The organism is Paenibacillus pasadenensis DSM 19293 (assembly GCF_000422485.1).
In the GTDB taxonomy this organism is placed as follows: domain Bacteria; phylum Bacillota; class Bacilli; order Paenibacillales; family Paenibacillaceae; genus Paenibacillus_O; species Paenibacillus_O pasadenensis.
This window is the reverse complement of record NZ_AULW01000071.1, coordinates 1-22,492: the sequence shown is the minus strand read 5'-3', so window position 1 is coordinate 22,492 and position 22,492 is coordinate 1. Positions and strand designations below refer to the sequence as shown.

The 22,492-nt window shown below is 65.4% G+C and carries 22 protein-coding genes and 4 tRNA genes; 21 read left to right on the top strand and 5 right to left on the bottom strand.

The genetic code is table 11. From position 1 onward, the window contains the following. The first annotated feature begins 351 nt into the window (after window positions 1-351). From H582_RS0110505 to H582_RS0110490, 4 genes are all read left to right on the top strand, one after another. Window positions 352-1,530 carry a galactokinase gene (locus H582_RS0110505; RefSeq protein WP_028598521.1) on the top strand — a complete coding sequence of 393 codons (1,179 nt, stop codon included), beginning with the start codon at window positions 352-354 and terminating at the stop codon, window positions 1,528-1,530. A gap of 98 nt (window positions 1,531-1,628) precedes the next feature. Continuing rightward, on the top strand, window positions 1,629-2,615 hold the full coding sequence (gene galE / locus H582_RS0110500) for a UDP-glucose 4-epimerase GalE (protein ID WP_028598520.1): 987 nt from the start codon (window positions 1,629-1,631) through the stop codon (window positions 2,613-2,615). A gap of 59 nt (window positions 2,616-2,674) precedes the next feature. Next, on the top strand, window positions 2,675-4,330 hold the full coding sequence (locus H582_RS0110495; RefSeq protein ID WP_028598519.1) for a UDP-glucose--hexose-1-phosphate uridylyltransferase: 1,656 nt from the start codon (window positions 2,675-2,677) through the stop codon (window positions 4,328-4,330). 357 nt (window positions 4,331-4,687) lie between these two features. Beyond that, the gene (locus H582_RS0110490; RefSeq protein WP_228551670.1) at window positions 4,688-5,122 is read left to right on the top strand and encodes a hypothetical protein; all 435 of its coding nucleotides are present in this window, start codon (window positions 4,688-4,690) and stop codon (window positions 5,120-5,122) included. 131 nt (window positions 5,123-5,253) lie between these two features. On the opposite strand, the gene H582_RS0110485 is transcribed toward H582_RS0110490, so the two are convergent. Next, window positions 5,254-5,484 (bottom strand): DUF1128 domain-containing protein, encoded by a 231-nt coding sequence (locus H582_RS0110485; protein WP_028598517.1) that lies wholly within the window; start codon window positions 5,482-5,484, stop codon window positions 5,254-5,256. 178 nt (window positions 5,485-5,662) lie between these two features. Between H582_RS0110485 and yyaC the strand changes: the two genes are divergently transcribed. The 8 genes from yyaC to H582_RS0110445 all read left to right on the top strand — a co-directional run bounded on the left by yyaC (window position 5,663) and on the right by H582_RS0110445 (window position 15,269). Continuing rightward, entirely contained in the window at window positions 5,663-6,247 is a 585-nt protein-coding gene (gene yyaC / locus H582_RS26940) for a spore protease YyaC (protein ID WP_052333134.1), read from the top strand. Window positions 6,248-6,284: 37 nt separating this feature from the next. After that, window positions 6,285-7,115, top strand: coding sequence for an alpha/beta fold hydrolase (locus H582_RS0110475; protein WP_028598516.1), 831 nt, complete (start codon window positions 6,285-6,287; stop codon window positions 7,113-7,115). 51 nt (window positions 7,116-7,166) lie between these two features. After that, complete coding sequence (locus H582_RS0110470; protein ID WP_028598515.1) at window positions 7,167-7,814, top strand: DUF6483 family protein; 648 nt, start codon at window positions 7,167-7,169, stop codon at window positions 7,812-7,814. 111 nt (window positions 7,815-7,925) lie between these two features. Next, window positions 7,926-9,131: a class I SAM-dependent methyltransferase gene (locus H582_RS0110465; protein ID WP_028598514.1), complete on the top strand. Its 1,206-nt coding sequence runs from the start codon at window positions 7,926-7,928 to the stop codon at window positions 9,129-9,131. An 84-nt stretch (window positions 9,132-9,215) separates the two neighbouring features. Continuing rightward, window positions 9,216-10,946, top strand: a complete 1,731-nt coding sequence (locus H582_RS0110460) for a histidine kinase N-terminal 7TM domain-containing diguanylate cyclase (protein WP_084137059.1) — start codon at window positions 9,216-9,218, stop codon at window positions 10,944-10,946. 125 nt (window positions 10,947-11,071) lie between these two features. Then, the gene (locus H582_RS0110455) at window positions 11,072-12,154 is read left to right on the top strand and encodes an HD-GYP domain-containing protein (RefSeq protein ID WP_028598512.1); all 1,083 of its coding nucleotides are present in this window, start codon (window positions 11,072-11,074) and stop codon (window positions 12,152-12,154) included. A 30-nt stretch (window positions 12,155-12,184) separates the two neighbouring features. Beyond that, window positions 12,185-13,099: a hypothetical protein gene (locus tag H582_RS0110450; RefSeq protein WP_028598511.1), complete on the top strand. Its 915-nt coding sequence runs from the start codon at window positions 12,185-12,187 to the stop codon at window positions 13,097-13,099. Window positions 13,100-13,643: 544 nt separating this feature from the next. Next, entirely contained in the window at window positions 13,644-15,269 is a 1,626-nt protein-coding gene (locus tag H582_RS0110445; protein WP_028598510.1) for an O-antigen ligase family protein, read from the top strand. A gap of 48 nt (window positions 15,270-15,317) precedes the next feature. Here the strand turns inward: H582_RS0110445 and H582_RS0110440 are convergent, their stop codons facing one another. After that, window positions 15,318-15,629, bottom strand: coding sequence for a hypothetical protein (locus H582_RS0110440; RefSeq protein WP_028598509.1), 312 nt, complete (start codon window positions 15,627-15,629; stop codon window positions 15,318-15,320). Between the two features lie 148 nt (window positions 15,630-15,777). Continuing rightward, window positions 15,778-16,242: a cupredoxin domain-containing protein gene (locus tag H582_RS0110435; RefSeq protein WP_028598508.1), complete on the bottom strand. Its 465-nt coding sequence runs from the start codon at window positions 16,240-16,242 to the stop codon at window positions 15,778-15,780. Between the two features lie 178 nt (window positions 16,243-16,420). Between H582_RS0110435 and uptA the strand changes: the two genes are divergently transcribed. The 4 genes from uptA to H582_RS0110415 all read left to right on the top strand — a co-directional run bounded on the left by uptA (window position 16,421) and on the right by H582_RS0110415 (window position 20,626). Continuing rightward, on the top strand, window positions 16,421-17,029 hold the full coding sequence (gene uptA, locus H582_RS0110430; RefSeq protein ID WP_028598507.1) for an undecaprenyl phosphate transporter UptA: 609 nt from the start codon (window positions 16,421-16,423) through the stop codon (window positions 17,027-17,029). 66 nt (window positions 17,030-17,095) lie between these two features. Further along, entirely contained in the window at window positions 17,096-17,662 is a 567-nt protein-coding gene (locus tag H582_RS0110425; protein ID WP_028598506.1) for a thioredoxin family protein, read from the top strand. An 8-nt stretch (window positions 17,663-17,670) separates the two neighbouring features. Next, the gene (locus tag H582_RS0110420) at window positions 17,671-18,306 is read left to right on the top strand and encodes an MBL fold metallo-hydrolase (protein ID WP_052333135.1); all 636 of its coding nucleotides are present in this window, start codon (window positions 17,671-17,673) and stop codon (window positions 18,304-18,306) included. A gap of 73 nt (window positions 18,307-18,379) precedes the next feature. Further along, on the top strand, window positions 18,380-20,626 hold the full coding sequence (locus tag H582_RS0110415) for a Tex family protein (protein ID WP_028598504.1): 2,247 nt from the start codon (window positions 18,380-18,382) through the stop codon (window positions 20,624-20,626). Window positions 20,627-20,716: 90 nt separating this feature from the next. On the opposite strand, the gene cmpA is transcribed toward H582_RS0110415, so the two are convergent. Beyond that, the gene (gene cmpA, locus H582_RS31820; RefSeq protein WP_101808076.1) at window positions 20,717-20,863 is read right to left on the bottom strand and encodes a cortex morphogenetic protein CmpA; all 147 of its coding nucleotides are present in this window, start codon (window positions 20,861-20,863) and stop codon (window positions 20,717-20,719) included. Between the two features lie 73 nt (window positions 20,864-20,936). Beyond that, complete coding sequence (locus tag H582_RS0110405) at window positions 20,937-21,290, bottom strand: hypothetical protein (RefSeq protein ID WP_028598503.1); 354 nt, start codon at window positions 21,288-21,290, stop codon at window positions 20,937-20,939. Between the two features lie 96 nt (window positions 21,291-21,386). Between H582_RS0110405 and H582_RS0110400 the strand changes: the two genes are divergently transcribed. The 5 genes from H582_RS0110400 to H582_RS0110380 all read left to right on the top strand — a co-directional run bounded on the left by H582_RS0110400 (window position 21,387) and on the right by H582_RS0110380 (window position 22,387). Next, entirely contained in the window at window positions 21,387-21,863 is a 477-nt protein-coding gene (locus H582_RS0110400; protein WP_028598502.1) for a SprT family protein, read from the top strand. A 31-nt stretch (window positions 21,864-21,894) separates the two neighbouring features. After that, window positions 21,895-21,970, top strand: a tRNA-Asn gene (locus H582_RS0110395). Window positions 21,971-21,975: 5 nt separating this feature from the next. Further along, window positions 21,976-22,066: transfer RNA gene (locus H582_RS0110390), tRNA-Ser, on the top strand. 161 nt (window positions 22,067-22,227) lie between these two features. Continuing rightward, a tRNA-Glu gene (locus H582_RS0110385) sits at window positions 22,228-22,302 on the top strand. 9 nt (window positions 22,303-22,311) lie between these two features. Then, a tRNA-Lys gene (locus H582_RS0110380) sits at window positions 22,312-22,387 on the top strand. Window positions 22,388-22,492: the final 105 nt, after the last annotated feature.

Sequence of the window (22,492 nt, the reverse complement as noted above, 5' to 3'; positions counted from 1 at the left end):
CCGATCCGATGGCCGGGCCGCGTCTGGCCCTCGCCGGCAAACAGGATCTCCAGCGGCTGTCCGGCGCCCGTCTCCGCGCTGGACGCGACGCGATAGTAGAATTCCTTCACTCGCAAGCGCCTCCTTTATAAGGTAGATTGTATCCGCGACGGGCCTGATTGAACAGAAGAAGTCACATATATCCATATTCAGTTCACATGCTGCCATTCCGTGCAAGCTTTGCCGGACGTATACTGAGACTGTAACGAGCGCGGCGGCAAGCGTGGAAGCGGCGGCTCAGAACCTTTGATGAGAGGCTGACCGGGCCCGATTTGTCTATAATGACCAATTCCGAGAAAAGGATGATTGAACATGGCGGATTTGAAACAGCTGACGGATTCGTTCCTGACTTTGTTTGGCGGAGAGGCGGAGAACATCCGCTTCTACCAGGCTCCGGGCCGGGTCAATCTGATCGGCGAGCATACCGACTACAACGGCGGCTACGTTTTCCCGGCCGCGCTCACGTTCGGCACGACGCTGCTGCTGCGGCCGCGGGAGGACCGCCTGCTGCGGTTCGCCTCGACGAATTTCCCGGACAAGCGGTTCGACGTGGCGCTGGACGGCATCGCGCATCGCGAGGAGGACGACTGGAGCAACTATCCGAAGGGCATCGTCCATGAGCTGCAAAAAAGCGGACGGGGACCGGAGAAAGGCTTCGACCTGCTCTACCATGGCGAGATTCCGAACGGCTCGGGCTTGTCCTCCTCCGCTTCGATCGAGGTCGTCACCGGCTACGCGCTGCTGACCGAAGGCGGGCATCCGGTCGACCTCACCGAGCTGGCGCTGCTGGCGCAGCGGTCCGAGAACGAGTTCAACGGCGTGCAGTGCGGCATCATGGACCAGTTCGCCGTCGCGAACGGCCGCGAGGGCCAGGCGATGCTGCTGATGTGCGACACGCTCGAGTTCCGCCACGTTCCGTTCGAGTCGGGCGACCATGTGCTCGTCATCGGCAACACCAACAAGCGGCGGGGACTCGTCGACTCCAAGTACAACGAGCGGCGCGCCGAATGCGAGCAGGCCGTGCAGGAGCTGCGCTCCGCCTATCCGGAGCTGACGCTGCTCGGCCAGCTGACGCCGGAGCAGCTGCGCGCCGAGGAGAGCCGCATCGCCAGCGAGACGGTGCGGCGCCGCGCGCGGCATGTCGTCGAAGAGATCGACCGCGTGCTGCAGTCGGTCGACGTGCTGGAGCAGGGCGATCTGGCGGCTTTCGGTCGGCTGATGAACGCCTCGCATGACTCGCTGCGCGATCTGTACGAGGTGACGGGCCGCGAGCTCGACGCGATGGTCGACGCCGCGCGCAAGGTGCCGGGCGTGCTCGGCTCGCGCATGACGGGCGCCGGCTTCGGCGGCTGCACCGTCTCGCTCGTCCATAAGGACAGCGTGGACCGCTTCCGCGAGCAGGTCGGAGCCGAGTACGCCGCGGCGACGGGGCTGCAGGCGGACTTCTACGTCTGCTCGATCGGCGACGGCGTGTCCCGGATCGACGTCTAGCCTTCGCGGACCATATGCCGGAGGCGGGGTTTGTCGTATGATCGTAGAGGCGGCAAGCCTGGCAGAGACCGCATGAGCTTGGGAGAGGAGAGATCAGCATGGCAGTTCTGGTAACGGGAGGCGCGGGCTATATCGGCTCGCATGCCGTAGCCGCGCTTTTGGAAAAGGGAGAAGAGGTCGTCGTCGTCGACAACCTCCAGCAGGGCCACCGCGAGGCCGTCACAGGAGGACGCCTGTACGAGGGGGATCTTCGCGACGAGGAGCTGCTGGACCGCATCTTCCGCGAGAATGAGATCGACGCGGTCATCCACTTCGCGGCGAACTCGCTCGTCGGCGAGAGCATGAAGCTGCCCGGCAAGTACTACCACAACAACGTATACGGCACGCTCTGCCTGCTGGAGGCGATGAACCGCGCCGGCGTGAAGCGCATCGTGTTCTCCAGCACGGCCGCGACGTACGGAGAGCCGGAGAGCGTCCCGATCCGCGAGAGTGACCGGACCGAGCCGACCAACGCCTACGGCGAGACGAAGCTCGCGATGGAGAAGATGATCCGCTGGTTCGAGACGGCCCATGAGTTCCGCTACGTCTCGCTGCGGTACTTCAATGCGGCCGGCGCGCACGAGAGCGGCAAGATCGGCGAGGACCACGATCCGGAGACGCATCTCATTCCGATCGTGCTGCAGACGGCGCTTGGCCAGCGGCCGCATATCTCGGTGTTCGGCGAAGACTATCCGACCGAGGACGGCAGCTGCGTGCGCGACTACATCCATGTCAGCGACCTGGCGGACGCGCATATCCTTGCGGTCGAGCGGCTGCGCAGAGGCGAGGCGAGCGCCGTCTACAACCTCGGCAACGGGCACGGCTTCTCGGTCAAGCAAGTGATCGACATCGCCCGCCGCGTGACCGGACGCGAGATTCCGGCCGTCATCGAGCCGCGCCGCTCCGGCGACCCGGCGGTGCTGATCGCCTCCTCGGAAAAGGCTCGCGCCGAGCTGGGCTGGAATCCGCATCGCAGCGATCTGGAGGCGATCATCGCCTCCGCCTGGGCCTGGCACCAGTCCCGTCCGCAAGGGTACCGCGGCTAAGGCGTGCAGGCAAGCACGCCCTAGTCCGGCCCGTTCCATCTAGAAAGGAGCTGCATCCCATGACAACGCATCAACCCGCTTCGTCCGCCGAGCAGGCGCTGCAGGCGGTCGAGGCACTGATCGCCGGCGCGCTGAGGCGCGGCCTGCTCGAGCCGCTCGACGCCGGCGCGGCCCGCAACGCCGTGCTCGACCTGCTCGGCTTCGACGCGCCGCTGCCCGGCGAGGAAGAACGGCCGGCCTGGAGCCAAGGCCTGCTCGAGCCGCCCGCCTGGGCGTCCGGCACAGCCGACGCCTCCCCGTCCGCCGACGGCCCGGGCATGCCGGTGCTGCTCGCTCCGCTGCTCGATTATGCGGCGGAAGCCGGCATCGTGCCGGACCGGACCGTGACGCAGCGGGATCTGCTCGATGCGCGCATCATGGGGCTGCTCCTGCCGAGGCCGTCGGAGACGCAGGCGCGCTTCGCCCTGACCGCGGCGAGCCAGGGCGTGGCGGCGGCGACCGACTGGTTCTACCGGCTCAACGTCGACAGCAACTACATCCGCATGGACCGCGTCGAGCTGAACCGGAGCTGGACGCATCCGACGGAGTACGGCGAGCTGGAGATTACGGTGAACCTGTCCAAGCCCGAAAAGGACCCCGCCGAGATCGCCCTGCTCAAGACGCTGCCTCCGTCGAGCTACCCGAAATGCCTGCTCTGCAAGGAGAACATGGGCTACGCGGGACGCGCGGACCATCCGGCCCGCCAAAACCACCGCATCCTGCCGCTCCAGCTGAGCGGCGAGGCATGGTTCCTGCAGTATTCGCCTTATGTGTACTACAAGGAGCACTGCATCGTGTTCCGCGCCGAGCATGTGCCGATGGCGATCAGCGAGGAGAGCTTCGGACGGCTGCTCGACTTCGTCCGGCAGCTGCCGCATTATTTCGTCGGCTCCAACGCCGACCTGCCGATCGTCGGCGGCTCGATTCTGAGCCATGACCATTTCCAGGGAGGCCATCATGCGTTCCCGATGCAGACGGCGCCGATCGAGGCGAGCTTCCGCCATCCCGGCTACGAGGATCTCCGCTTCGGCATCGTCCGTTGGCCGATGAGCGTGCTGCGCGTCAGCGGCAGCGATCCGGACCGGCTGCGGCGGGCCGCGGGCGAACTGCTCGCGGCCTGGCGAGGGTACAGCGATCCCGAGGCGGAGGTGCTGGCGTCCAGCGTCCAGAACGGCGAGCGGGTGCCGCACAACACGATCACCCCGGTCGCCCGCAGAGGAGCGGACGGCTCCTACGAGCTCGACCTCGTGCTGCGCAACAATCGCACGAGCGAGCGGCATCCGGAGGGCATTTTCCATCCTCATCGCGAGCTGCATCATCTCAAAAAGGAGAACATCGGCCTGATCGAGGTGATGGGACTGGCCGTGCTGCCCGGCCGGCTGAAGCAGGAGATGGAGCTGCTCGCCTCCTGCCTGGACGGCTCGGCCTCGTGGGAGCAGGCGCTGGCGGAAGGACCGCCGACGATGGAGCAGCATCGGCTCTGGCTGGAGGAGCTGCAGGCTTCGGCCGGCGGCGCGGCGCTGGAGCGCGGAGAGGCGCTGCGGCTCGTGGAGGCTTCGGCTGGCGACAAGTTCCTGCAGGTGCTGCGGGATGCGGGAGTGTACAAGCAGACCGGAGAAGGACGGGAAGCGTTCGGACGCTTCCTGGCCTCGGCCGGCCTCGTGCCGGCTGGTTGACCGAAGCGGCGGCGCAGGGTCGGAGCCGGAGCAAAAGCATCAGGACGAAGCCCGGGGGCGGGAGAGCCTCCGGGCTTCGTCTTTTTTGCATTCCGATCGAGGCGCATTCTGTCGAATCTGCATGAATGTGAACAAAATTTCTGGTCGAAATTTACCGATGTTCATAGATTGATCAAAAATGGCGTCATCAAGAGGTCAATTGTAAAAATAAATTAAAAAATCAATTGTAGAACGTTCGTTTCTATGGTATTTTTTTATATATAAACGTTAATAAATTGACTATTATCACGTTCGACATGTTAATGTGGAGGGGAAACGAAAACGATGCAAATTATGCCGCTTGAGGATTTTCTGAAATTGGACTCGGACGAACAGGTCGAGAAGCTGAAGCGCTGGAAGGCGGACTACACGCTCAAGGATATCCGCGAAGCCTGGAACTTCAAGCATTCCGCCCAGTACTACATGCTGCTCAAGAAGCTGCGCATCTACGAGCGCGTCGTCAACAAATCGGACAAGTTCTACCCGGACCAGCTGAACGGCAGCCAGGCTCCGGCGGGAGAGCGGACGAGCTTCTCCTACCCGGCCCGCGAGCAGAAGCTGCCGGCCGATCAGTTCGGCTACCAGCTGAACGTGACGCTGACGGGACCGGAGCTCGCCGACAAGCTGGAGCGCCTCGCGGCCTTCCTGCGCGGCGAGCAGAAGAGCGTATCCGTACGCCTCTCCGTGGAAGCGGCTGCCGAGGAGGCCGGCGCCTCCGAAGAGGGCCAGGAAGAAGAGCAGACGGCCGTCTAAGCCGGATCGCATCGCGCCATGAAACGCCAAACAAGGTACCCGCTGCTGCGCGCGGGTACCTTGTTTTGATGTCGGGCCTTTCCGGCGCGGGGCCGGATGAAGGGCGGGGACGGCGCTGCCGGCGCCGGCCGTCAGCCGACTCTGCGGAGCTTGCCGAGCTCGGAGACGAGCGCCTCCACCTCGGAGATGCTGAACGACGGCTTGGAGGCGACGACCTCGTACAGGTCGCGGATGTCCTCGTAGCGGTCGATGGAGAAGGAAGAGGCCTGCATCGCGGCGGCCGTCGCCATGCGGAGCTTCTCCTTGATCGCCTCGATCATGAATTCGACGTTTTGCTGGGTAGGCTCGTTGAGATCTGGCATAGGTTCCTCCTGTGGACTTGCTCTGCTTTCGGTCCATTGTATCATGAATGCCGGCCGCTCGCCGAGAGCTCGTTGAATCTGCTCCCGCACATCCGTTACAATGAAGCGAGACGGGCGGGTCAGGGAGCGGACGGCGGCATCAGGCGGCGCTCACCCCGCGTTAATGAGGGTGCGGATAATGAATCGTGAACCAAAAACGAACCGGATGGAAGATTCGGCCAAATGGGCTCGCGTGGACAAGGCCGGGCTGCAGACGTTTTTCGAGGCGGTGGCGGCCAAGTTCCCGGCTCGGGAGGACGTCGTTTTCCTCTGCATCGGCAGCGACCGCTCCACGGGAGATTCGCTCGGGCCGCTGGCCGGCTCGCTGCTGGCGGAGCTCGGCTTTCCGCGCGTGCTGGGCACGCTGGAGCATCCTTGCGACTCGGAGCAGGTCGGGCCGATCCTCGCGACGCTGCAGGAGGCGAGCTGCGTCGTAGCGATCGACGCCTGCCTCGGGAGGGCCGAGTCGACCGGACTGTATCTGGTGCGCAGCGGGCCGCTGCAGCCGGGCCAGGCGATCGGCCAGCATCTGCCGCCGGTCGGCGATTACAGCGTGGCGGCGGTCGTCAACACGCAGGGACATAAGCCGTATTGGATCATTCAGACGACGAGCCTGTACCGGGTGCTCGGCATGGCCCGCACGATCGCGGATGCGGCGGCGGCGGCCTGGCCGGGGGAGGACCGCGCGCCGGCAGGTTTGATGCCCGGCTCGCCGCGGCAATAAGGACGACTACATGCACGACGAAAGGATGAGGATGTCGATGTCGAACCGAACGCTCGCCAACCGCAGGCTTACGCTTCAAGGAGGCGCCGATCTGGCCTACCGCGACAACGGAAGAGGCGGCGAGGCCGGAACCGCGCTTGTGCTGCTGCACGGATTTTGCGGCAGCTCCGCCTATTGGGAGCCGCTGCTGCCGCTGCTCGAGCCGCATGGAAGGGTCATCGCGCTCGATCTGCGCGGGCATGGCCAGTCATCCGCCGCCGGCGAGGACATCATCGGCATGGAGACGCTCGCCGACGATGTCGCGGAGCTGCTGGAGTCGCTTGAGGTTGGCCCGGCGGTCGTGCTCGGCCATTCGATGGGAGGCTACGCCGCGCTCGCGCTGGCCGAGCGGCATCCGCAGCTGCTCGCAGGACTCGGCCTGATCCACTCGACGCCGCTGCCGGACAGCCCCGAAGCCCGCGAGGGCCGGGACAAGGCCGCGGCCGCGCTGGCTGCGGACGGCATCGTGCCGTTCGTGGACGGGCTCGTGCCGAAGCTGTTCGCGCCCGGAGCGGACGGCAGCCTGCTGGACAAGGCCAAGGAGATCGGCTACGGCACGGCCGCGTCCGCAGCCGCCGCGGCGGCGCGCGGCATGAAGGCTCGCCCCGACCGCAGCTCCGTGCTGCAGTCGCTGGAAGCGCCGCTGCTGCTCGTCGCGGGCAGCGAGGACGGCGTCGTGCCGCCGGCCAAGGCATTTGCCGCCGAGGCGCCCCGGACGCGCAAGGAAACGCTGGACGGAGCGGGACATATGAGCATGATGGAGCAGCCGGAGCGGCTGGCCGGACTTATCCGGGACTGGCTCGGCTTCTTGCCGGGGCAGAGCCGCTAGCGGGCGGTCCGGCCGGCAGTCGTCGCGAGGCATCATCGGAGGAGGGATCGCATGTTCCAGAGGGATTACATCATGCGGATGATCGAGGGCATGGCGCAAGTATCGGCGACGATCCTCGGCCTGCGCAAGGCCGGCAAGCAGGAGGAGGCGCTGCAGGTCGTCGAGGAGCTGCTCGACCGGCAGTTCGGCATGAACGGCAGGCTGCTCAAAAGCTTGTCCGAGGACGATCTCGTCCGCATGCTGTCCCGTTCCGGCGATCCGGACCCGTCCCTGCTGCTCGGACTCGGGCTGCTGCTGCGGGAAGAAGCGTCCGTACAGGACGACCTCGGCCACGAAAGCGCCGCGTTCCATACGCGGCTGAGGGCGCTGCATCTGCTGCTGCGAGCCTCTTCGTACGGCGCGGAGCCGAGCCCGGACGGCGACGCCGAGCGGCTGCTCGGGGAGCTGTCCGCCTATGAGCTGCCCCCGGACAGCAAGCGCCGGATCGCCGCTTGGCGCGAGGAGCAGGGGCGGTACGATCGCGCCGAGGATTTGTGGTACGAGCTGCACGAGGACGGCCGGCTGGAGCCGGGCGAGCTCGGTCGTTTTTACGGCCGGCTGCAGCATCTGACGGATGAGAGCCTGGAGCGGGGCGGACTGAGCCGCCAGGAGCTGCTGGAGGCGGCGAAGCCTTGGCTCGCCGAGACCGGCAAGGAATAGAATGCGACCGAGCGCCGGCAAGCGGCGCGGACGGCGGAAGCGGCCCCAGCCGGCAGATGCGGCTCGGGGCCTTGCTTTTCGCTGCGGGAACGAAAGGAGCCGAATGCAGGGATGATGAAAGAAGAGTGGGAACAGGCGCTGGAGGAGGCGGTCGGACAGGAGGCGCTGCTGCAGGCGACGTTCAGCGGAGCGAAGGGCTCGGCCGAGGAAGAAGGCGGCCTGCCTCCTCGCACGGTCGTGCGGCCGGTGCGGCTGAAGGCGGGACTGCGCTACCAGTTCGAAAAGCACTACCCGACGAAGGTGCTGCATGAGAACGTCGAGCCCGGCGACGCCGCCGGCCGCATGGCCGGACTGCTGCGCGCCGGCTACCGGCAGGCGCTCGTCAAGACCAAGGAGGCCGATCTGCAGGTCTTGATCTCCAAAAAAGGAAAAGCCGCGCTGCTGCGCAAGCCGCCGACCGGCAAGGCGGCGGCCGACGCTCCGTCGCATGACCGGATGAAGAAGCGGGTGCTGACGGAGGGCGAGGCGCCGGCGTTCCTGCAGGAGCTGGGCATCCTGACCCGCGAGGGCAAGGTGAAGGCGGACAAGCAGGACAAGTACCGCCAGATCAACCGTTTCCTCGAGATGGTGCAGGACGTGGCGGCAGAGCTGCCGACGGGGCGCGAGCTGACGATCGTCGACTTCGGCTGCGGCAAATCGTATCTCACGTTCGCCCTCTACCATCTGCTGGCCGTCGAGCAGAAGCGGCCGCTGCGCGTCATCGGGCTCGATCTGAAGGAGGATGTCATCTCGTTCTGCTCGGCGCTGGCGGAGCGGCTCGGCTACGACAGGCTGTCGTTCCAGGTCGGCGACATCGGCCAGTTCGGAGGGCTCGAGCAAGCCGACATGGTCGTCACGCTGCATGCCTGCGATACGGCGACCGACGCCGCCTTGGCCAAAGCGGTCGGCTGGGACGCCTCGGTCATCCTCTCGGTGCCCTGCTGCCAGCATGAGGCGTTCCGCCAGATCCGGAGCGAGCCGCTCGCGCCGCTGCTCGACCACGGCCTGCTCAAGGAGCGCTTCGCCGCGCTCGCCACCGATGCGGCTCGCGCTTCGCTGCTGGAGGCGGCCGGCTATCGGACCCAGGTGCTCGAGTTCATCGATCCGGAGCATACGCCCAAAAACCTGCTCATCCGCGCCGTCCGCCGCCGGGAGTCGGGCTCTGCCGCCGAGCATCGCCTCCGGAAGTGGGAGGAGTACCGCCGCTACCGCGACTCGCTGAGCCTTGATCCCGCTCTCGAGAGGATGCTCCGCAGTGCCGGAAGGCTCCCGGAATAAACGGCCGGACGTTGCCCGGCACCTGGAATCGGCCCTTCTCCCAAGCGTCAATCCGTGCTGGAATTGCCTCGATCCTGTGCTATAATGGAAGACAATGGAACGATGCAGGGATGGGTGAAGGGCTTGGAATCATGGATTTGGATTGATTTCAGTGTGTCTGTCTTCATGCTCGGCCTGTTTTTTTATATTTTTATTCATAATCCAATAACACGCCTGCATAAGGCGTATTTGGTTTTTCACTTTTTCATGCTCCTCTGGCCTCTCTCACAGTTTCTCCTCCAAACGACGACGATCGTCCAATACCAATTGCTTTTCCGTTCGATCTCTTACGCGGGGCTGTCGCTGCAAGGGCTCGGCTGGCTCGTCTTCGTCTGCTTCCTGACGGGACGCTCCTATCTCCTGACCCGGCGGACGCTTGCGCTGCTGGCCGGTCCGACCGCGCTGCTCGCAGCGCTCGTGCTGGCCGAGCCTCGGCAGTTCTTCCTCTTCTCCGGGGACGGCGCGGGCGCGGTGCAGCGGTTCGGTCCGCTGTCCTGGGCGCTGCTGGCCCAGCTCATGCTGATGGCGGGACTGTCGATCGCCTGCATCCTCTCGGCGCTGCGCGCAGGAACGACGCTTCGCCATCGCAAGCAGGTCGGGATGGCTCTCAAGGGGCTGCTGCTGTTCCTGCTTTTCGGCTGGCTGGACCTGCTCGTCAACGTCGTCTACGACAGCCGCTTTCCCGATATCTCCGGCATCTCCTCGGTCGGGCTCGCGCTGACCGCCCTCTATTTCTGCGTCTCCATCGACCGCTACCGCGTGTTCGACATCGTGCGCATCGCCCAGCAGGACATCGCCGATTCGATGTCGGCCGGCCTGCTCGTGCTCGACGCGGAAGGCACGGTGCTGGAGGCCAACCGCTCGCTGCAGCGTTATCTGTCCGTGCAGAGCGGGGACCGCTTCGATCTGGGCGCTTTTTTGCGCTCGCAAAAAAGGTCTTCCGGAGAAACGGCGGCGGAGCTCGGCCGAGCCGGCGAGGCGGTGGCGGAGCCGATCCTGCAGGAGCTGGTGCTGAGCGCCTCCGACCTGCCCGGCGCGCCTTTGCTCCACGTCCAGGTGCACGCTTCTCCGATTGTGTCGGGGGAGCGCGAGCTGCTGGGGCGGGTCGTCACGTTCCAGGACGTCTCGGAGATCCGCCAGCTCGTCGAGGAGAAGCATCGGCAGAACGAGATGCTGCAGCTCCGCAACCGCGAGCTGGTCCAGATCCAGGAGGAGCTGTTCCGGGCCAATCTCAAGCTGGAGGAGATGGCGACGACGGACAGCCTGACCGGCTGCTACAACCGCCGCTTTCTCATGCAGCGGCTGGAGCAGGAGGTGGTGGCGAACGTCCGGTACCGGATTCCGTTCGCGATCATCCTGTTCGACATCGACCATTTCAAAGGCATCAACGACCGTCACGGGCATCTCGTCGGGGACGAGGTGCTGCTGGAGACGGCGACGGCCGTCAAGGGCATGCTGCGTCGCTCCGACGTGCTCGCCCGTTATGGCGGAGAGGAATTCGCGGTTTATCTCCCCCACACGACCCGCCTGCAGGCCGAGCGCCTCGCCGAACGGCTCAAGATCGGGGTAGAGGCGAACCGGGTCGCTACGGGACGGCCGGGACTGACGCTGTCGATTACGATCAGCCTCGGCGTCTTGTCGGTCGAAAACGAGAGTCCGCTCGGAATCAAGGACCCGAAGGCCTATTTGCGGGAATTGTTCGAGGAAGCGGACGCCGCGCTATACGAGGCGAAGGGCAACGGGCGCAACTGCATGGTCGGAAGGAGAAGGGCCTAGGTATACTTCGGGACGTTCGACCCCCTCAAAGGAATGACAACTCTTCGAACCATTTGGTAGAATAGAAGGAAAATCCCGTATGTCAGCTCAATTCCGGCTGGACCAAAAGAAAGTGGAGCCCAAGCATGAGAAAAGTACAACTCGACCGCATCCAGCCCGGCGCGACGCTGGCCAAGCCGATCTTCCGCGAGGACGGCAACGTGCTGCTGGGGGCGGGCATGCCGCTGAGCGAGCGGTTCATCCAGCGGCTGCGCGATCTTGGCGTCGACATCGTCTATATCGAGGACGAGCTTACCGCAGGCATCGAGCCGAACGAGACGCTGCGCGAGGAGACCCGCCGCAAGGCGGCCGCGGCGATGCACAAGCTGGTCGCCGACCAGATGAGCCAGTCCGCCGTCAAGGGGCGGGCGGCACGGCCGGAGCTAGGCCGCGTCTTCCGGTCGGTATTCAGCGAGATCCTGAACGATGTCATGCGCCGAGAGGACGTGTTCGCCGGGCTGAGCGAGATCAACACCCACGACTCCTATCTATTCCAGCATTCGATCAACGTGGCGGTGCTGGCTGGCATCATCGGCATCGCCAAGGGCTACAACCGCAATCAGCTGGAGGAGCTCGGCATCGGCGCGCTGCTGTTCGACATCGGCATGACCAAGGTTCCCCGCGCCATCCTGGACAAAAAGGGACCGCTCACGGCCGAGGAGCGCAAGGTCATGGAGCGCCATGCGGTCGACGGCTACGATCTGCTCCGGAAGGAGCATGATCTGTCCCTGCTGTCGGCTCACTGCGCCCTGCAGCATCACGAGCGCTACGACGGCAGCGGCTATCCCCGCGGCCTGCGTGGCGGCGAGATCCACGAATACGCGCAGATCGTCGCCATCGCCGACGTGTTCGACGCGCTCACCTCGTCGCGGTCGTACCGCAAGCGCTATACCCCGTCGGAGGCGATCGAGTTCCTGTTCGCGGCCGGCAACACGTATTTCGACCTGGAGCTGGTGCGGCTGTTCTGCAGCCATATTTCCATGTACCCGGTGTCGACGACCGTGCTGCTCAGCACAGGCCAGATCGGAGTCGTCGCGCGCAATTTCCAGGTGGCTGTCCATCGTCCGGTCATCCGGATCATCCGCGAGGCTGGAGGCAGAGTGCCGGCCGAGCCTTACGAGATCGATCTGCGGGACCAGCTTCATGTGACGATCGTTCGCGAGATTTAGCTTGGCCACTAAGGATTGGGGAGGATCAAGATGATGCAGCCTGATTCAACGGCTCCCGCTCAAGCAGCAGAAGAGCCGGCAGCCGTACTTGCCGGAGACAGCCTGGAGACGACGCTCATACCCGCGCTGCTCCTCGGCAGCCGCACGCTCGTCGAGCAGCGGCAGCTGTCGGCGGTCGGCACGCTTACTCTGCTCGAAGGGGACTTGATCGAGATCGAGGCGGAAGGGCCCGAGCGGTTCCGTCTCGGCGAATCCGTCTGGCTGACGGTGGAGTCGCCGTCCGGCAGCTACCGCATGGCTACGCGCGTGATCGGCCGGCGCGCCAAGTCGCTCGCGCTGCTGTTCCCCTACGAGCGCTATCGGATCATGGACGAGAAGCGCATCCATCCGCGGGTCGAGGTGAACTGTCCCGGCCGCCTGCTCCTGGACGACGAGCGGCTGAAGCGCGAGCCGACGAGAGCGGATCTGCTCCGCTACAGATGGTCCGACGAGCTGCGGCATGAAGGTCTCGACGAGGCGCTGCTGGAGAAGCTCGTGCGCCTCATGGACGAGGAGGATCTGCATCTGCTCGAGGAGGAGGAGCGGTGCCGGCGGGAAAAGGCCGCGCGCGCCGAGATCGTCGTCTCCAACATCAGCCTGGAGGGCGTCGGCTTCCGCGCTGCGGGAGGCATGGAGCTGGAATGCCACGGCACCGTAGGCGCCGTGCTGGATCTCGGCTTCGAGCTGAGCTGCACGCTCGAGATTCTGTGGCGGCAGGACGCCGCAGGCGTGCTCAGCTACGGCGCGCGGATGAGCGGCTTCACCGCCGAGGGAGCGCGCCAGCTGAGGGCGTTCGTGCTTCACGAGCAGATGAAGCAGTATTATCAGGTGCGCCGCGGACTGGCGGCGGACGATGGCGCAGCCGCCGGTCTCGAAGCCGCGCCGGGCGAGGACGCGGAGCACTGACCGGCTTCGTCCGCGCGAATGGCGCGGCGGAGAGCGGCAGGCCAGGCGGGAAGCGCGGGCTTGCCCTGATGAGCGTGTTGGTTTTAATGCCGAAATAGCGAAACCGGAGAGCGTGCTCTCCGGCTTTTTTCGCTTTTCGCAATGGGACTGCCCCGTGCGCCGAAGCAAGGGAAGAAGGTCCCTTGCACGCGGGCTGGCCGGGGCCGATCGCCGAAGCAAGGGAAGAAGTTCCCTTGCTCGCTCGTCGGCGGGGTGACTCCTTTCATGTGGGAGCCATCCTTCATCGCTTGTTCGGCCGTCCCCTTAGCCAAGTGCGGCCGTCTAAGTCGCGCTCCGGCAGGCTAGAATGCTACCAAAGGCCGCGGCGATCGCCTGTTGGATCAACTAGGCGGCAGGTGCCGACTGAGCGGCGGAGGAGGGGCGGCAATTGGCGGATGGCATGGAGGCGGGAGAAGCGGATTCGAAGAGGGCGAGGGCGACGCTTCTCTTGGCTAGAGGTCCCCTTGCTCGTGCGAGGAGAACAGGTCGTAGAGCGGGAGCCAGAATGGTAGCAGGGAGAGCGGATACGGGACTTCGGCTCGCGCGCGCGGCGGGACTGGCGCGCATCTTGGAGTCGCAGCGCTGGCGCGACGAGCTGTTCCATCGGCTCGCGCGCGCGGCGGGACTGGCGCTGCTGCTGAGCGCGGCTTTTCGCCGCTCCGGCTGGTTTTTCGATCGCGACGGGCATGGCTTCGTGGCGCTGCTGGCGGCATTCGGGCTTGCCGCTTTTTTACGAGGAGACCCGGGAGGATGGCGCTTGGCGCAAGGGAGCAGGGGCGGCAGGCTGCCGCTCGCCGCGGCTTGCTGCATCGGACTCGCGCTGCTCTATGCGGCGCGTAGCCTCGGATCGCCGGTCTCCGTCCAAGGCAGCGTGGAAGAAGCGCTGCGCTGGCTTTCTTTCGGCTCGTTGGCCCTCGTGCTGGCGGCATGGCAACGGAAAGAGCGTCGGCCCGAATCGGCCGTATCCGCCACGGCCTGGGCGCTGCAAGGCTTTTCCGCCTTCGCGGCGGCAAGCTCGCTGGCCGCCTGGTGCGGCTGGATCGTCGGCCCTGACTTCATGCTGCGCACCGCCGACGGACGCTTGAGCGCCACGGGCGCCAGGCTCGCCGGCTACCTGCAGTACAGCAATGCGCTCGGCGCCTTCGCCGCCGCGCTGCTGGCGTGGCAATGGCTCGTTCTCGCGCGGAGCGGCTCGCCCCGGCTTCGCCGCAGCGCCGCTTGGCTGGCTCCGCCCTGCCTCGCCGTGCTGCTGCTGAGCGAGTCGAGAGGAGCGCTGCTGGCGCTGCTGGCGGCGGCGGTTCCGGGCTTGCTGCTGGCGCGCCGCTTGTCCAGCCGTGCGGAGCCGGGACCCGGCCGTTCCGCGCTCCGCGCGGAGCGGCTGCGCTGGCTCCTCGCGGCCTGGAGCAGCTTGCCGGGAGCAGCTGCGCTGGTCGCGATCGCCCGCTTCCGCGAGCGGTCGACGGAGGCGGCGCTCGCCCAGGACGCGGCCGTCTGGCTCGCCCTGCTGGCGGCTTCGGCAGCAGGCGCCTTCTGGATCAAGCGTACGATGGCGGCCTCAAGCGAGCGCTTGTCCCAGCCCGCTACGGCGGCGGCAGCTGGGCCTGCGGCCGTCCTGCACGCCGGCATCCGTTCCGCCGCCGTCCTGCTGCTCGGCGCCGCCGCGGCGCTCAGCCTGAGCCGCGGCGGCGGCTGGGACCGGTTCGATCCCGCCGAACCGACCTCGGCGGCGACCGGAGCGTCGCGTCTGCTGCTCTATCGCGGCGGCTGGGCCGCCGCCCGCGAATCCTGGCTGCTCGGCTACGGCGCCCGGGCGTGGGAGCTGCTGCGGGGCTCGTTCCAGTCGGCGCCGTATGCGGCCGGGGAAGTGCATAGCGGCTACCTCGACATGCTGCTGACCGCCGGGGCTCCCGGCCTCGCGCTGCTGCTGGCGCTCGGCGCTGCGCTGCTCGCGGCCGCAGGCGCGAAAGGCGCGCTCGGCGCCGTGCCGGCGGCCTCGCTGCTGCTGCATGCGGCGATCGACGTGGACATGTGCTACGGCGCCTACTGGCTGCTGCTGCTTGTCCTGTCGGCCGCAGGCGCGTCCCTCGCTCCGCCCGCGTCCGCTGCCCGGACAGAAGGCGGAGACGGCTAGGAGGCGCCGGCGTGGACGGGAGCGGGCCGCCGCGCAGGGCGGCGGCGCTCAGCCGCCGAAAGCATCCCGGAACGCCAAGCGCAGCCGCTCCGGCTCGACCTCCCACAGCTCGGCGATGTCGCCGCAGACGTTCTCGTCCCACCAATCGCACAGCTTTTTGCGGTTGTCGTGATTTTCGTGGACGAAGATCAGGTTGAGGCCCACTTTTTTCGTGTACAGCTTCTCCGCCTGCTCCATCTTCTCCTTGGGGATGAACGTCTTGAGCCGCTTGGCGGTCCGGTACAGCTCGTTGCTGCAGGCGCGCCGGATCTTGCGGGCCGTCGGCAGCTCGGCCGCGTGCTTCGTCTTGTGGCTGTTCATGGAGCCCACTCCTTTCGTTCTCCATCTATATGCCGGGACGGCTGCCTCGGTGCGGGGAAGGACGGGAGGCGCGCGCGCCTTCAAGCCGCAAGGAAAAGAGCCTTTCTTCTCGCTTCGGGAGAAGGAAGGCTCTTTCGTTTTTTTTCGCTTACTGGACGTGAATGTAGCCGACCATCGGGCCGCTGTGCTTGAGATCGGTGTGGATCTGGCATTCGATCGGGTACACGCCGGCCTTGGAGGCGACGAAGCTCACCTCGGTCGTCTCGCCTTTCTTGACCTCTCCGCTGACGCCGAGCCCCTTGATGGTGAAAGGATGGGAGGCTCCGTTCACGCCGCTGATGCGCAGCGTGACCTTCTCGCCCTTGGGCACGATGATCGTGGCCGGGCTCCATTGGTACACCTCGAGCTCCTCGCCGCCGCGCGTCGTCGTCTTGAATTCTCCCGTCACCATCTCATAGACATGTCCCGTATCCGGCTGCTGCGCGGCGGCCGAGGCGGGGAGCGGATCCCCCTGCTTCGGGTAGAGCTGCCAGCAGGCGAGCGCCAGGACGGCGATGGCGAGCGCGAGACCGGCCGTCCTTAGTTGGCGTTTCGTAATGATGATCGCTTTCATGCTTCGTCTCCCTTCTTGTCCGGTGCTGTCCTATTTTTATGCGGAGGACGGTCTGTCCATGCCAGCGGAAACGGGCCGATCCATCTATGGCATCTCTTGACAGCCCTATGATAGAATACCGATGACAGAAGCGGCTCGGACGAAAGCCGCGAGAGATGGAAATGAAGGAGTGGAGCGCATGCATCTGCTGCATGATCTGGTGGACAAGCTGCTCGGCATCGTCGAGCAGCTCGGTTATTTCGGCATCATCCTCGGCCTGGCGATGGAGGTCATCCCGAGCGAGATCGTGCTCGGCTACGCCGGCTACATGGTCTCGACCGGCAGCATGACGTTTTGGCTGGCGGTGCTGTGCGGCACGGTCGGCGCGGTCGTCCAGCAGTGGATCCTCTATGCGATCGGCCTGTACGGAGGACGGCCCTTCCTCGACAAGTACGGCAAGTACATCAAGATCAAGCCGAAGCATATCGACGCGGCGGAGCGCTGGTTCGACCGCTACGGTCCGGGCATGGTGTTCACCGCCCGTTTCGTGCCCGTCATGCGCCAGGTGATCTCGATTCCGGCCGGCATGGCCCGGATGTCGCTGACCCGGTTCACCGTGCTGACGGCGATCGCCTCGCTGCCGTGGGCGATCCTGTTCGTGACGATCGGGCGCAGCCTCGGCAGCAACTGGGGCCAGATCAAGGAAAAGGCGGCCCCGTACACGATTCCGGCGATCCTCGTCGCGCTCGCGGTCATGATCGTTTATGCGCTTTTCAAGTACCAGCGCTCGCGCGGACGGACCGTCTGATTGAGCAGGCGAGCCGCCATTTGATACAATGAATGCAATCGATCCATAACCCAAGGAGTGATTCCGATGGCACGCAGCGTAGCCAGCAAGCTGAACCAAGGCATCAGCCCCCGGCAGTTCCGGGACGGCATGACGAAAAACAAGGATGCTTTCGACGACTGGTACGACAAGTTCGAATGGCCGAGCGAGGACGATCGGGAATTTTTCGAGCAGCTGAACAACCGCGACGACCTGCGCGTGCTCATCCTGATGGCCGAATGGTGCGGCGACGTCGTGCGCAACATCCCGGTCGTGTTCCGCGCGCTCGAGAATAGCGGCGTTCCGGTGGAGGTGCTCGTCATGGAGGAGCATCTGGACACGATGGACGAGTTCCTGACGATGGGCGGACGCTCCGTGCCGGTCGTCATCGTGGCGGATACCGGCGGCCATGTGCTCGGCACGTGGGGACCGCGTCCGGAGCATGTGCAGGAGGCGATGAGGGCGTTCAAGCGGGACAATCCGGACCGCGAGGCGCCCGACTACCAGGAGAAGCTGTCGCTGACGCGGCAGGAGATGGGACGCCGATACGGAGAAGGAACCGGCTATCAGGCGGTCATCGTCCGGGAGCTGCGCGAGCTCCTCTCCTCGTTCTGATGGCGGCGATGAAGATCGTCCCGTTCGTGCTCGGACCGATCCAGACGAACGGCTATCTGCTCGTCAACGAGGAAACGAACCGGGCCGTCGTCATCGACCCCGGCATGAACCCGAAGCCGCTCTTGAACCGCATCGCGCAGGATTCCATCCAGCTCGAAGCGATCCTGCTCACCCATGCCCATCTCGACCATATGGGCGGGGTGGACGAGGTGCGCAAGGCTTGCGGCTGTCCGGTCTACATCCATGACCTGGAGGCGGACTGGCTGACCGATCCGGCGCTCAACGGCTCCTTGCGCTGGAGCCATATGACGCCGCCGCTGACGACCGATCCGGCCGAATATGCGCTCGAAGAAGGCATGCGGCTGAAGCTCGCGGGCTTCGAGTTCCGCGTGCTGCACACGCCGGGCCACAGCCCGGGCAGCGTCAGCTTCCTGCACGGCAAGAACCTGTTCTCGGGCGACGTGCTGTTCCGCGAGTCGGTCGGCCGCACCGATCTGCCCGGCGGACGCGAGGCGGATCTGTTCAACTCGATCCGGGGCAAGCTGTACCGGCTCGACCCGGACGTGACCGTCTACAACGGCCACGGGCCGAAGACGACGATCGGCCACGAGATGGCCCATAATCCGTACGTACGGCTGGGATGACCGGCCATCCGCTCCCGTCCTGCGGCGCCCGCCGCCGGCGGGAGCGGTTCATTTTTGGACAGGAGGAATCGGCATGGCGGAGCAACAAGCAGGCGTGAAGGAAGCCGAGGGCGAGCGGACGGCGGCGCAGGCGGCGGAGGAGCAGGAGCGGATCGTGCGCGGCATCGCCCAGGAGCTGGGCTTGCCGCTCGGCAAGGTCAAGTCGGCGGTGTCGCTGCTGGACGAGGGCAATACGATTCCGTTCATCGCGCGCTACCGCAAGGAAATGACCGGCGAGCTCGACGAGAACGAGCTGCGCGGCATCGAGGAGAAGCTGGCCTACCGGCGCAATCTGGAGGACCGCAAGCGCGAGGTGCTGCGGCTGATCGGCGAGCAGGACAAGCTGACGCCGGAGCTGGCGCAGGCGATCTCCGCCGCGTCCAAGCTGCAGGAGGTCGAGGATCTGTACCGGCCGTACCGGCAAAAGCGCAAGACGCGCGCTTCCGTCGCGCGGGAGCGGGGGCTGCAGCCGCTGGCCGACTGGCTGCTCTCGCAGCCGCGCCAGGGCGAGCCGCTCGCCGAGGCGCGCAAGTACGTCACGGGCGAGGCCGGCGCGCAGACGCCGGAGGAAGCGCTCCAAGGCGCGATGGACATCGTCGCCGAGAGCATCGCCGACGACGCCCGCATCCGCGCCTGGGCGCGCAAGTTCACCGCGGAGCAGGGCGTCATCCGCTCCGAGGTCCGGCAAGCGGGAGCGGAATCGGTGTACGAGATGTACTACGACTATCAGGAGCCGCTGCGCAAGCTGCCGCCTCACCGCACGCTCGCGATCAACCGCGGCGAGCGCGAGGAGGTGCTGCGCGTCTGGCTGGACGTTCCGGCAGCGCGCATCCATGACCATATTCTCCGCCATACGCTCCGCCAGGGCGTCGCGCCGGCGATTCGGGACGTGCTGGCCGCCGTCGTCGAGGACGCGTACAAGCGGCTCATCGCGCCGTCGATCGAGCGCGAGGTGCGCGCGGAGCTGACGGAGCGGGCGGAGGAGCACGCGATCGGCATCTTCTCCGCCAATCTGCGCAGCCTGCTGCTGCAGCCGCCGGTGCGCGGCCATGTCGTGCTCGGCGTCGATCCGGCGTACCGCACCGGCTGCAAGCTGGCGGTCGTCGACGCCACCGGCAAGCTGCTGGAGGTGGCGGTCGCCTATCCGACGCCGCCGAACAACAAGGTCGCCGAGGCGGAGCGGCTCATCGGCTCGCTGATCGACCGCCATGGCGTCACGCTCCTCGTCATCGGCAACGGCACCGCCTCGCGCGAGACGGAGAGCTTCATCGCCGCGCTCATCCGCGGCCGCGTCGCCGCCGGCAAGCCGGGCGCCGAGGCGCTCCGCTACATCATCGTCAACGAGGCCGGAGCGAGCGTCTACTCCGCCTCCAAGCTCGCCGCCGAGGAATTCCCCAAGCTCGATGTCGCGGAGCGCAGCGCGGTGTCGATCGCACGCCGGCTCCAGGATCCGCTGGCGGAGCTCGTCAAGATCGAGCCCAAGGCGATCGGAGTCGGCCAGTATCAGCACGACGTCAGCCAGAAGCGGCTCGGCGAGACGCTCGGCGGCGTCGTCGAATCGGCGGTCAACCACGTCGGCGTCGACGTCAACACCGCCTCGGCGTCGCTGCTCTCCTATGTGGCGGGCATCAATGCGACGACGGCCAAAAACATCGTCAAGCATCGGGAGGAGAGCGGACGGTTCGGCTCCCGCAAGGAGCTGCAGAAGGTGCCGCGGCTCGGCGCGAAGACGTACGAGCAGTGCATCGGCTTCATCCGCATCCCCGAGGCGGAAAATCCGCTCGACCGCACGCCGATCCATCCGGAGTCGTACGGCGTCGTCGACCGGCTGTTCAAGCAGCTCGGCCTGTCGCTCGGCGAGGTCGGCGGCGAGACGGCCCGGCAGCGGCTGGCGGCTGCCGACATCCCGGCGCTCGCGGCGGCGATCGGCGTCGGCGAGCCGACGCTGCGCGACATCGTAGACAGCCTCATGCGGCCGGGGCGCGATCCGCGCGAGGAGCTCGCGGCGCCGGTGTTCCATCAGGACGTGCTGGCGATCGAGGACCTGCAGCCGGGCATGGAGCTGCAGGGCACGGTGCGCAACGTGATCGACTTCGGCGCTTTTGTCGACATCGGCATCAAGAACGACGGCCTCGTGCATATCTCTCAGCTGAGCCGCAAGTTCGTCAAGCATCCGATGGACGTCGTGTCGGTCGGCGACGTCGTCACCGTCTGGGTGCTGAACGTCGATCTCAAAAAAGGCCGCGTCGGCCTGACGATGCGCGGTCCGAACCCTTCCTGAAAAGCCGAAAGGCCTCTCCTCCGACTCGGGCAGTCGGGGGAGAGGCCTTTGGCTTGCTTGCAGGCGGCGAACCGCGTCCGGGCCGGCGCGTCAGCCGTCCTGGCGGACCGCTTCCTCGTCCGGCTTGGCGGCCTGCTTCGTCCGATAATAGAACCAGCAATCGTTCAGCAGGCGCACCTGCCGGAGATCCTTCTTCTGGAAGGCGCGCATCAGTTGGCTGCTCAGCCATTGCGGCATCCGCATCGTCCTCCTTCTGCCGTTCGTGATCTACACAGCATATGGGGGAAGAGGCGAACAGGTGCAGGTCCAATCAGTCTTCGTACTCTTCCTCGTACCATTGCTCCAGCTGCGCGAGCAGCGCGCGGATCTCGGTCAGCAGCGAGATGAGCGGGTAGGACTTCTCCGGAATTTCCTTGAAGGAGCGCTCGAGCTGCTCCAGATGCTCGAGCCCGCTCTGCGTCGGCAAGCCGCGCTCATGCAGCTCGGAGGGGGAGAACTCGGCGATGCAGCGTGCGAGCGGCGGCACCTCGGCTGCCGTCAGCTTATCGAGCTCCTTGTGCAGCCGCAGATTGAGCGCGGACAGCTGATAGGCGTGCGTATCGGGCATTTCCACCAGGGAGAGCTGGCCTCCAAGCTGGAACAGAACATACTTCATCGTAGGCATGGCGAAACATCGGGCTCCTCTCGCGGTCGATCATTCGTCTACTTGACAGTGTAGCCCAGGATCCCTTTACAATTCAAGGGGAAGGAGGGGACGGGCATGGACGATCGGGAGCTGCAGGCATGGGTGGAGCGCGTCTCGCTGGAGACGTTCGGACTTCCGTTCCGCCACCGGGCCGCCTTCAACCGGAGGCTGTCCTCTACCGGGGGACGCTACTTCATGAAGTCGCATCATATCGAGATCAGCGCGAGGCAGCTCGAGGCTTACGGGGCGGAGGAGACGGAGAAGATCATCAAGCATGAGCTGTGCCACTACCATCTGCATCTGCTCGGACGCGGCTATCGTCATCGCGATCCCGAGTTCAAGGCCTGGCTGGAGCGCTCCGGCGGGTCCCGCTACTGCAAGCCGCTGCCGGACAAAGCCCGTAAAACGCTGCCCTATCGGTACAAGCTCGTCTGCGGAGCCTGCCGCATGGAATATCTCCGCAAGCGCAAGGTCGACCCGGCCCGCTATGTCTGCGGACGATGCCGGGGCCGGCTATCCCTTTACGCGCTTGACACAGCCGGAAGGCCATGATAAATTATGGTCAGGCTTGTTTTGTAAACGTTCCCTGATAGCTCAGTTGGTAGAGCACTCGACTGTTAATCGAGTTGTCACAGGTTCGAGTCCTGTTCGGGGAGCCATTCATGGAGAGATACCCAAGTGGCTCAAGGGGACCCTCTGCTAAGGGGTTAGACTGCGTAAGTGGTGCGAGGGTTCGAATCCCTCTCTCTCCGCCATCTGTTTCATCCAGGAAGGACCGGCAGCGGTCTTTTTTCTTTGTTGTTTTTCGGCAGTGGAGCGCTAAAATGGTTTTATAAAAAAAGCTTGCGTTATCCTGCGGCTTGTGATAAGATCATTCATGTTGCTTCGAGGAACTGGGTTCCGGACAAGCCATCGCGGCCCGTTGGTCAAGGGGTTAAGACACCTCCCTTTCACGGAGGTAACAGGGGTTCGAATCCCCTACGGGTCACCATCTTTTTTAGAGCCATTAGCTCAGTTGGTAGAGCACCTGACTTTTAATCAGGGTGTCGAAGGTTCGAGTCCTTCATGGCTCACCAGTTTTGTTTCCCCTCGTTTTACCTAACGTGCGGTAGTGGTGGAATGGCAGACACGCTATCTTGAGGGGGTAGTGGGCGTACGCCCGTGGAGGTTCGAGTCCTCTC

Excerpts from the sequence above, each read along its gene's own strand:
- H582_RS0110470 (WP_028598515.1), top strand. The coding sequence starts at position 7,167 with ATGTTCCAGAGGGATTACATCATGCGGATGATCGAGGGCATGGCGCAA.
- cmpA (WP_101808076.1), bottom strand. The coding sequence starts at position 20,863 with ATGCCGCAATGGCTGAGCAGCCAACTGATGCGCGCCTTCCAGAAGAAG.
- H582_RS0110400 (WP_028598502.1), top strand. The coding sequence starts at position 21,387 with ATGGACGATCGGGAGCTGCAGGCATGGGTGGAGCGCGTCTCGCTGGAG.
- H582_RS0110495 (WP_028598519.1), top strand. The coding sequence starts at position 2,675 with ATGACAACGCATCAACCCGCTTCGTCCGCCGAGCAGGCGCTGCAGGCG.
- H582_RS0110405 (WP_028598503.1), bottom strand. The coding sequence starts at position 21,290 with ATGCCTACGATGAAGTATGTTCTGTTCCAGCTTGGAGGCCAGCTCTCC.
- H582_RS0110435 (WP_028598508.1), bottom strand. The coding sequence starts at position 16,242 with ATGAAAGCGATCATCATTACGAAACGCCAACTAAGGACGGCCGGTCTC.
- H582_RS0110445 (WP_028598510.1), top strand. The coding sequence starts at position 13,644 with ATGGTAGCAGGGAGAGCGGATACGGGACTTCGGCTCGCGCGCGCGGCG.
- H582_RS0110450 (WP_028598511.1), top strand. The coding sequence starts at position 12,185 with ATGATGCAGCCTGATTCAACGGCTCCCGCTCAAGCAGCAGAAGAGCCG.
- galE (WP_028598520.1), top strand. The coding sequence starts at position 1,629 with ATGGCAGTTCTGGTAACGGGAGGCGCGGGCTATATCGGCTCGCATGCC.
- H582_RS0110485 (WP_028598517.1), bottom strand. The coding sequence starts at position 5,484 with ATGCCAGATCTCAACGAGCCTACCCAGCAAAACGTCGAATTCATGATC.
- H582_RS0110425 (WP_028598506.1), top strand. The coding sequence starts at position 17,096 with ATGGCACGCAGCGTAGCCAGCAAGCTGAACCAAGGCATCAGCCCCCGG.
- H582_RS0110455 (WP_028598512.1), top strand. The coding sequence starts at position 11,072 with ATGAGAAAAGTACAACTCGACCGCATCCAGCCCGGCGCGACGCTGGCC.
- H582_RS0110505 (WP_028598521.1), top strand. The coding sequence starts at position 352 with ATGGCGGATTTGAAACAGCTGACGGATTCGTTCCTGACTTTGTTTGGC.
- H582_RS0110465 (WP_028598514.1), top strand. The coding sequence starts at position 7,926 with ATGATGAAAGAAGAGTGGGAACAGGCGCTGGAGGAGGCGGTCGGACAG.
- yyaC (WP_052333134.1), top strand. The coding sequence starts at position 5,663 with ATGAATCGTGAACCAAAAACGAACCGGATGGAAGATTCGGCCAAATGG.
- H582_RS0110415 (WP_028598504.1), top strand. The coding sequence starts at position 18,380 with ATGGCGGAGCAACAAGCAGGCGTGAAGGAAGCCGAGGGCGAGCGGACG.
- H582_RS0110420 (WP_052333135.1), top strand. The coding sequence starts at position 17,671 with ATGAAGATCGTCCCGTTCGTGCTCGGACCGATCCAGACGAACGGCTAT.
- uptA (WP_028598507.1), top strand. The coding sequence starts at position 16,421 with ATGCATCTGCTGCATGATCTGGTGGACAAGCTGCTCGGCATCGTCGAG.
- H582_RS0110475 (WP_028598516.1), top strand. The coding sequence starts at position 6,285 with ATGTCGAACCGAACGCTCGCCAACCGCAGGCTTACGCTTCAAGGAGGC.
- H582_RS0110460 (WP_084137059.1), top strand. The coding sequence starts at position 9,216 with ATGGAAGACAATGGAACGATGCAGGGATGGGTGAAGGGCTTGGAATCA.
- H582_RS0110440 (WP_028598509.1), bottom strand. The coding sequence starts at position 15,629 with ATGAACAGCCACAAGACGAAGCACGCGGCCGAGCTGCCGACGGCCCGC.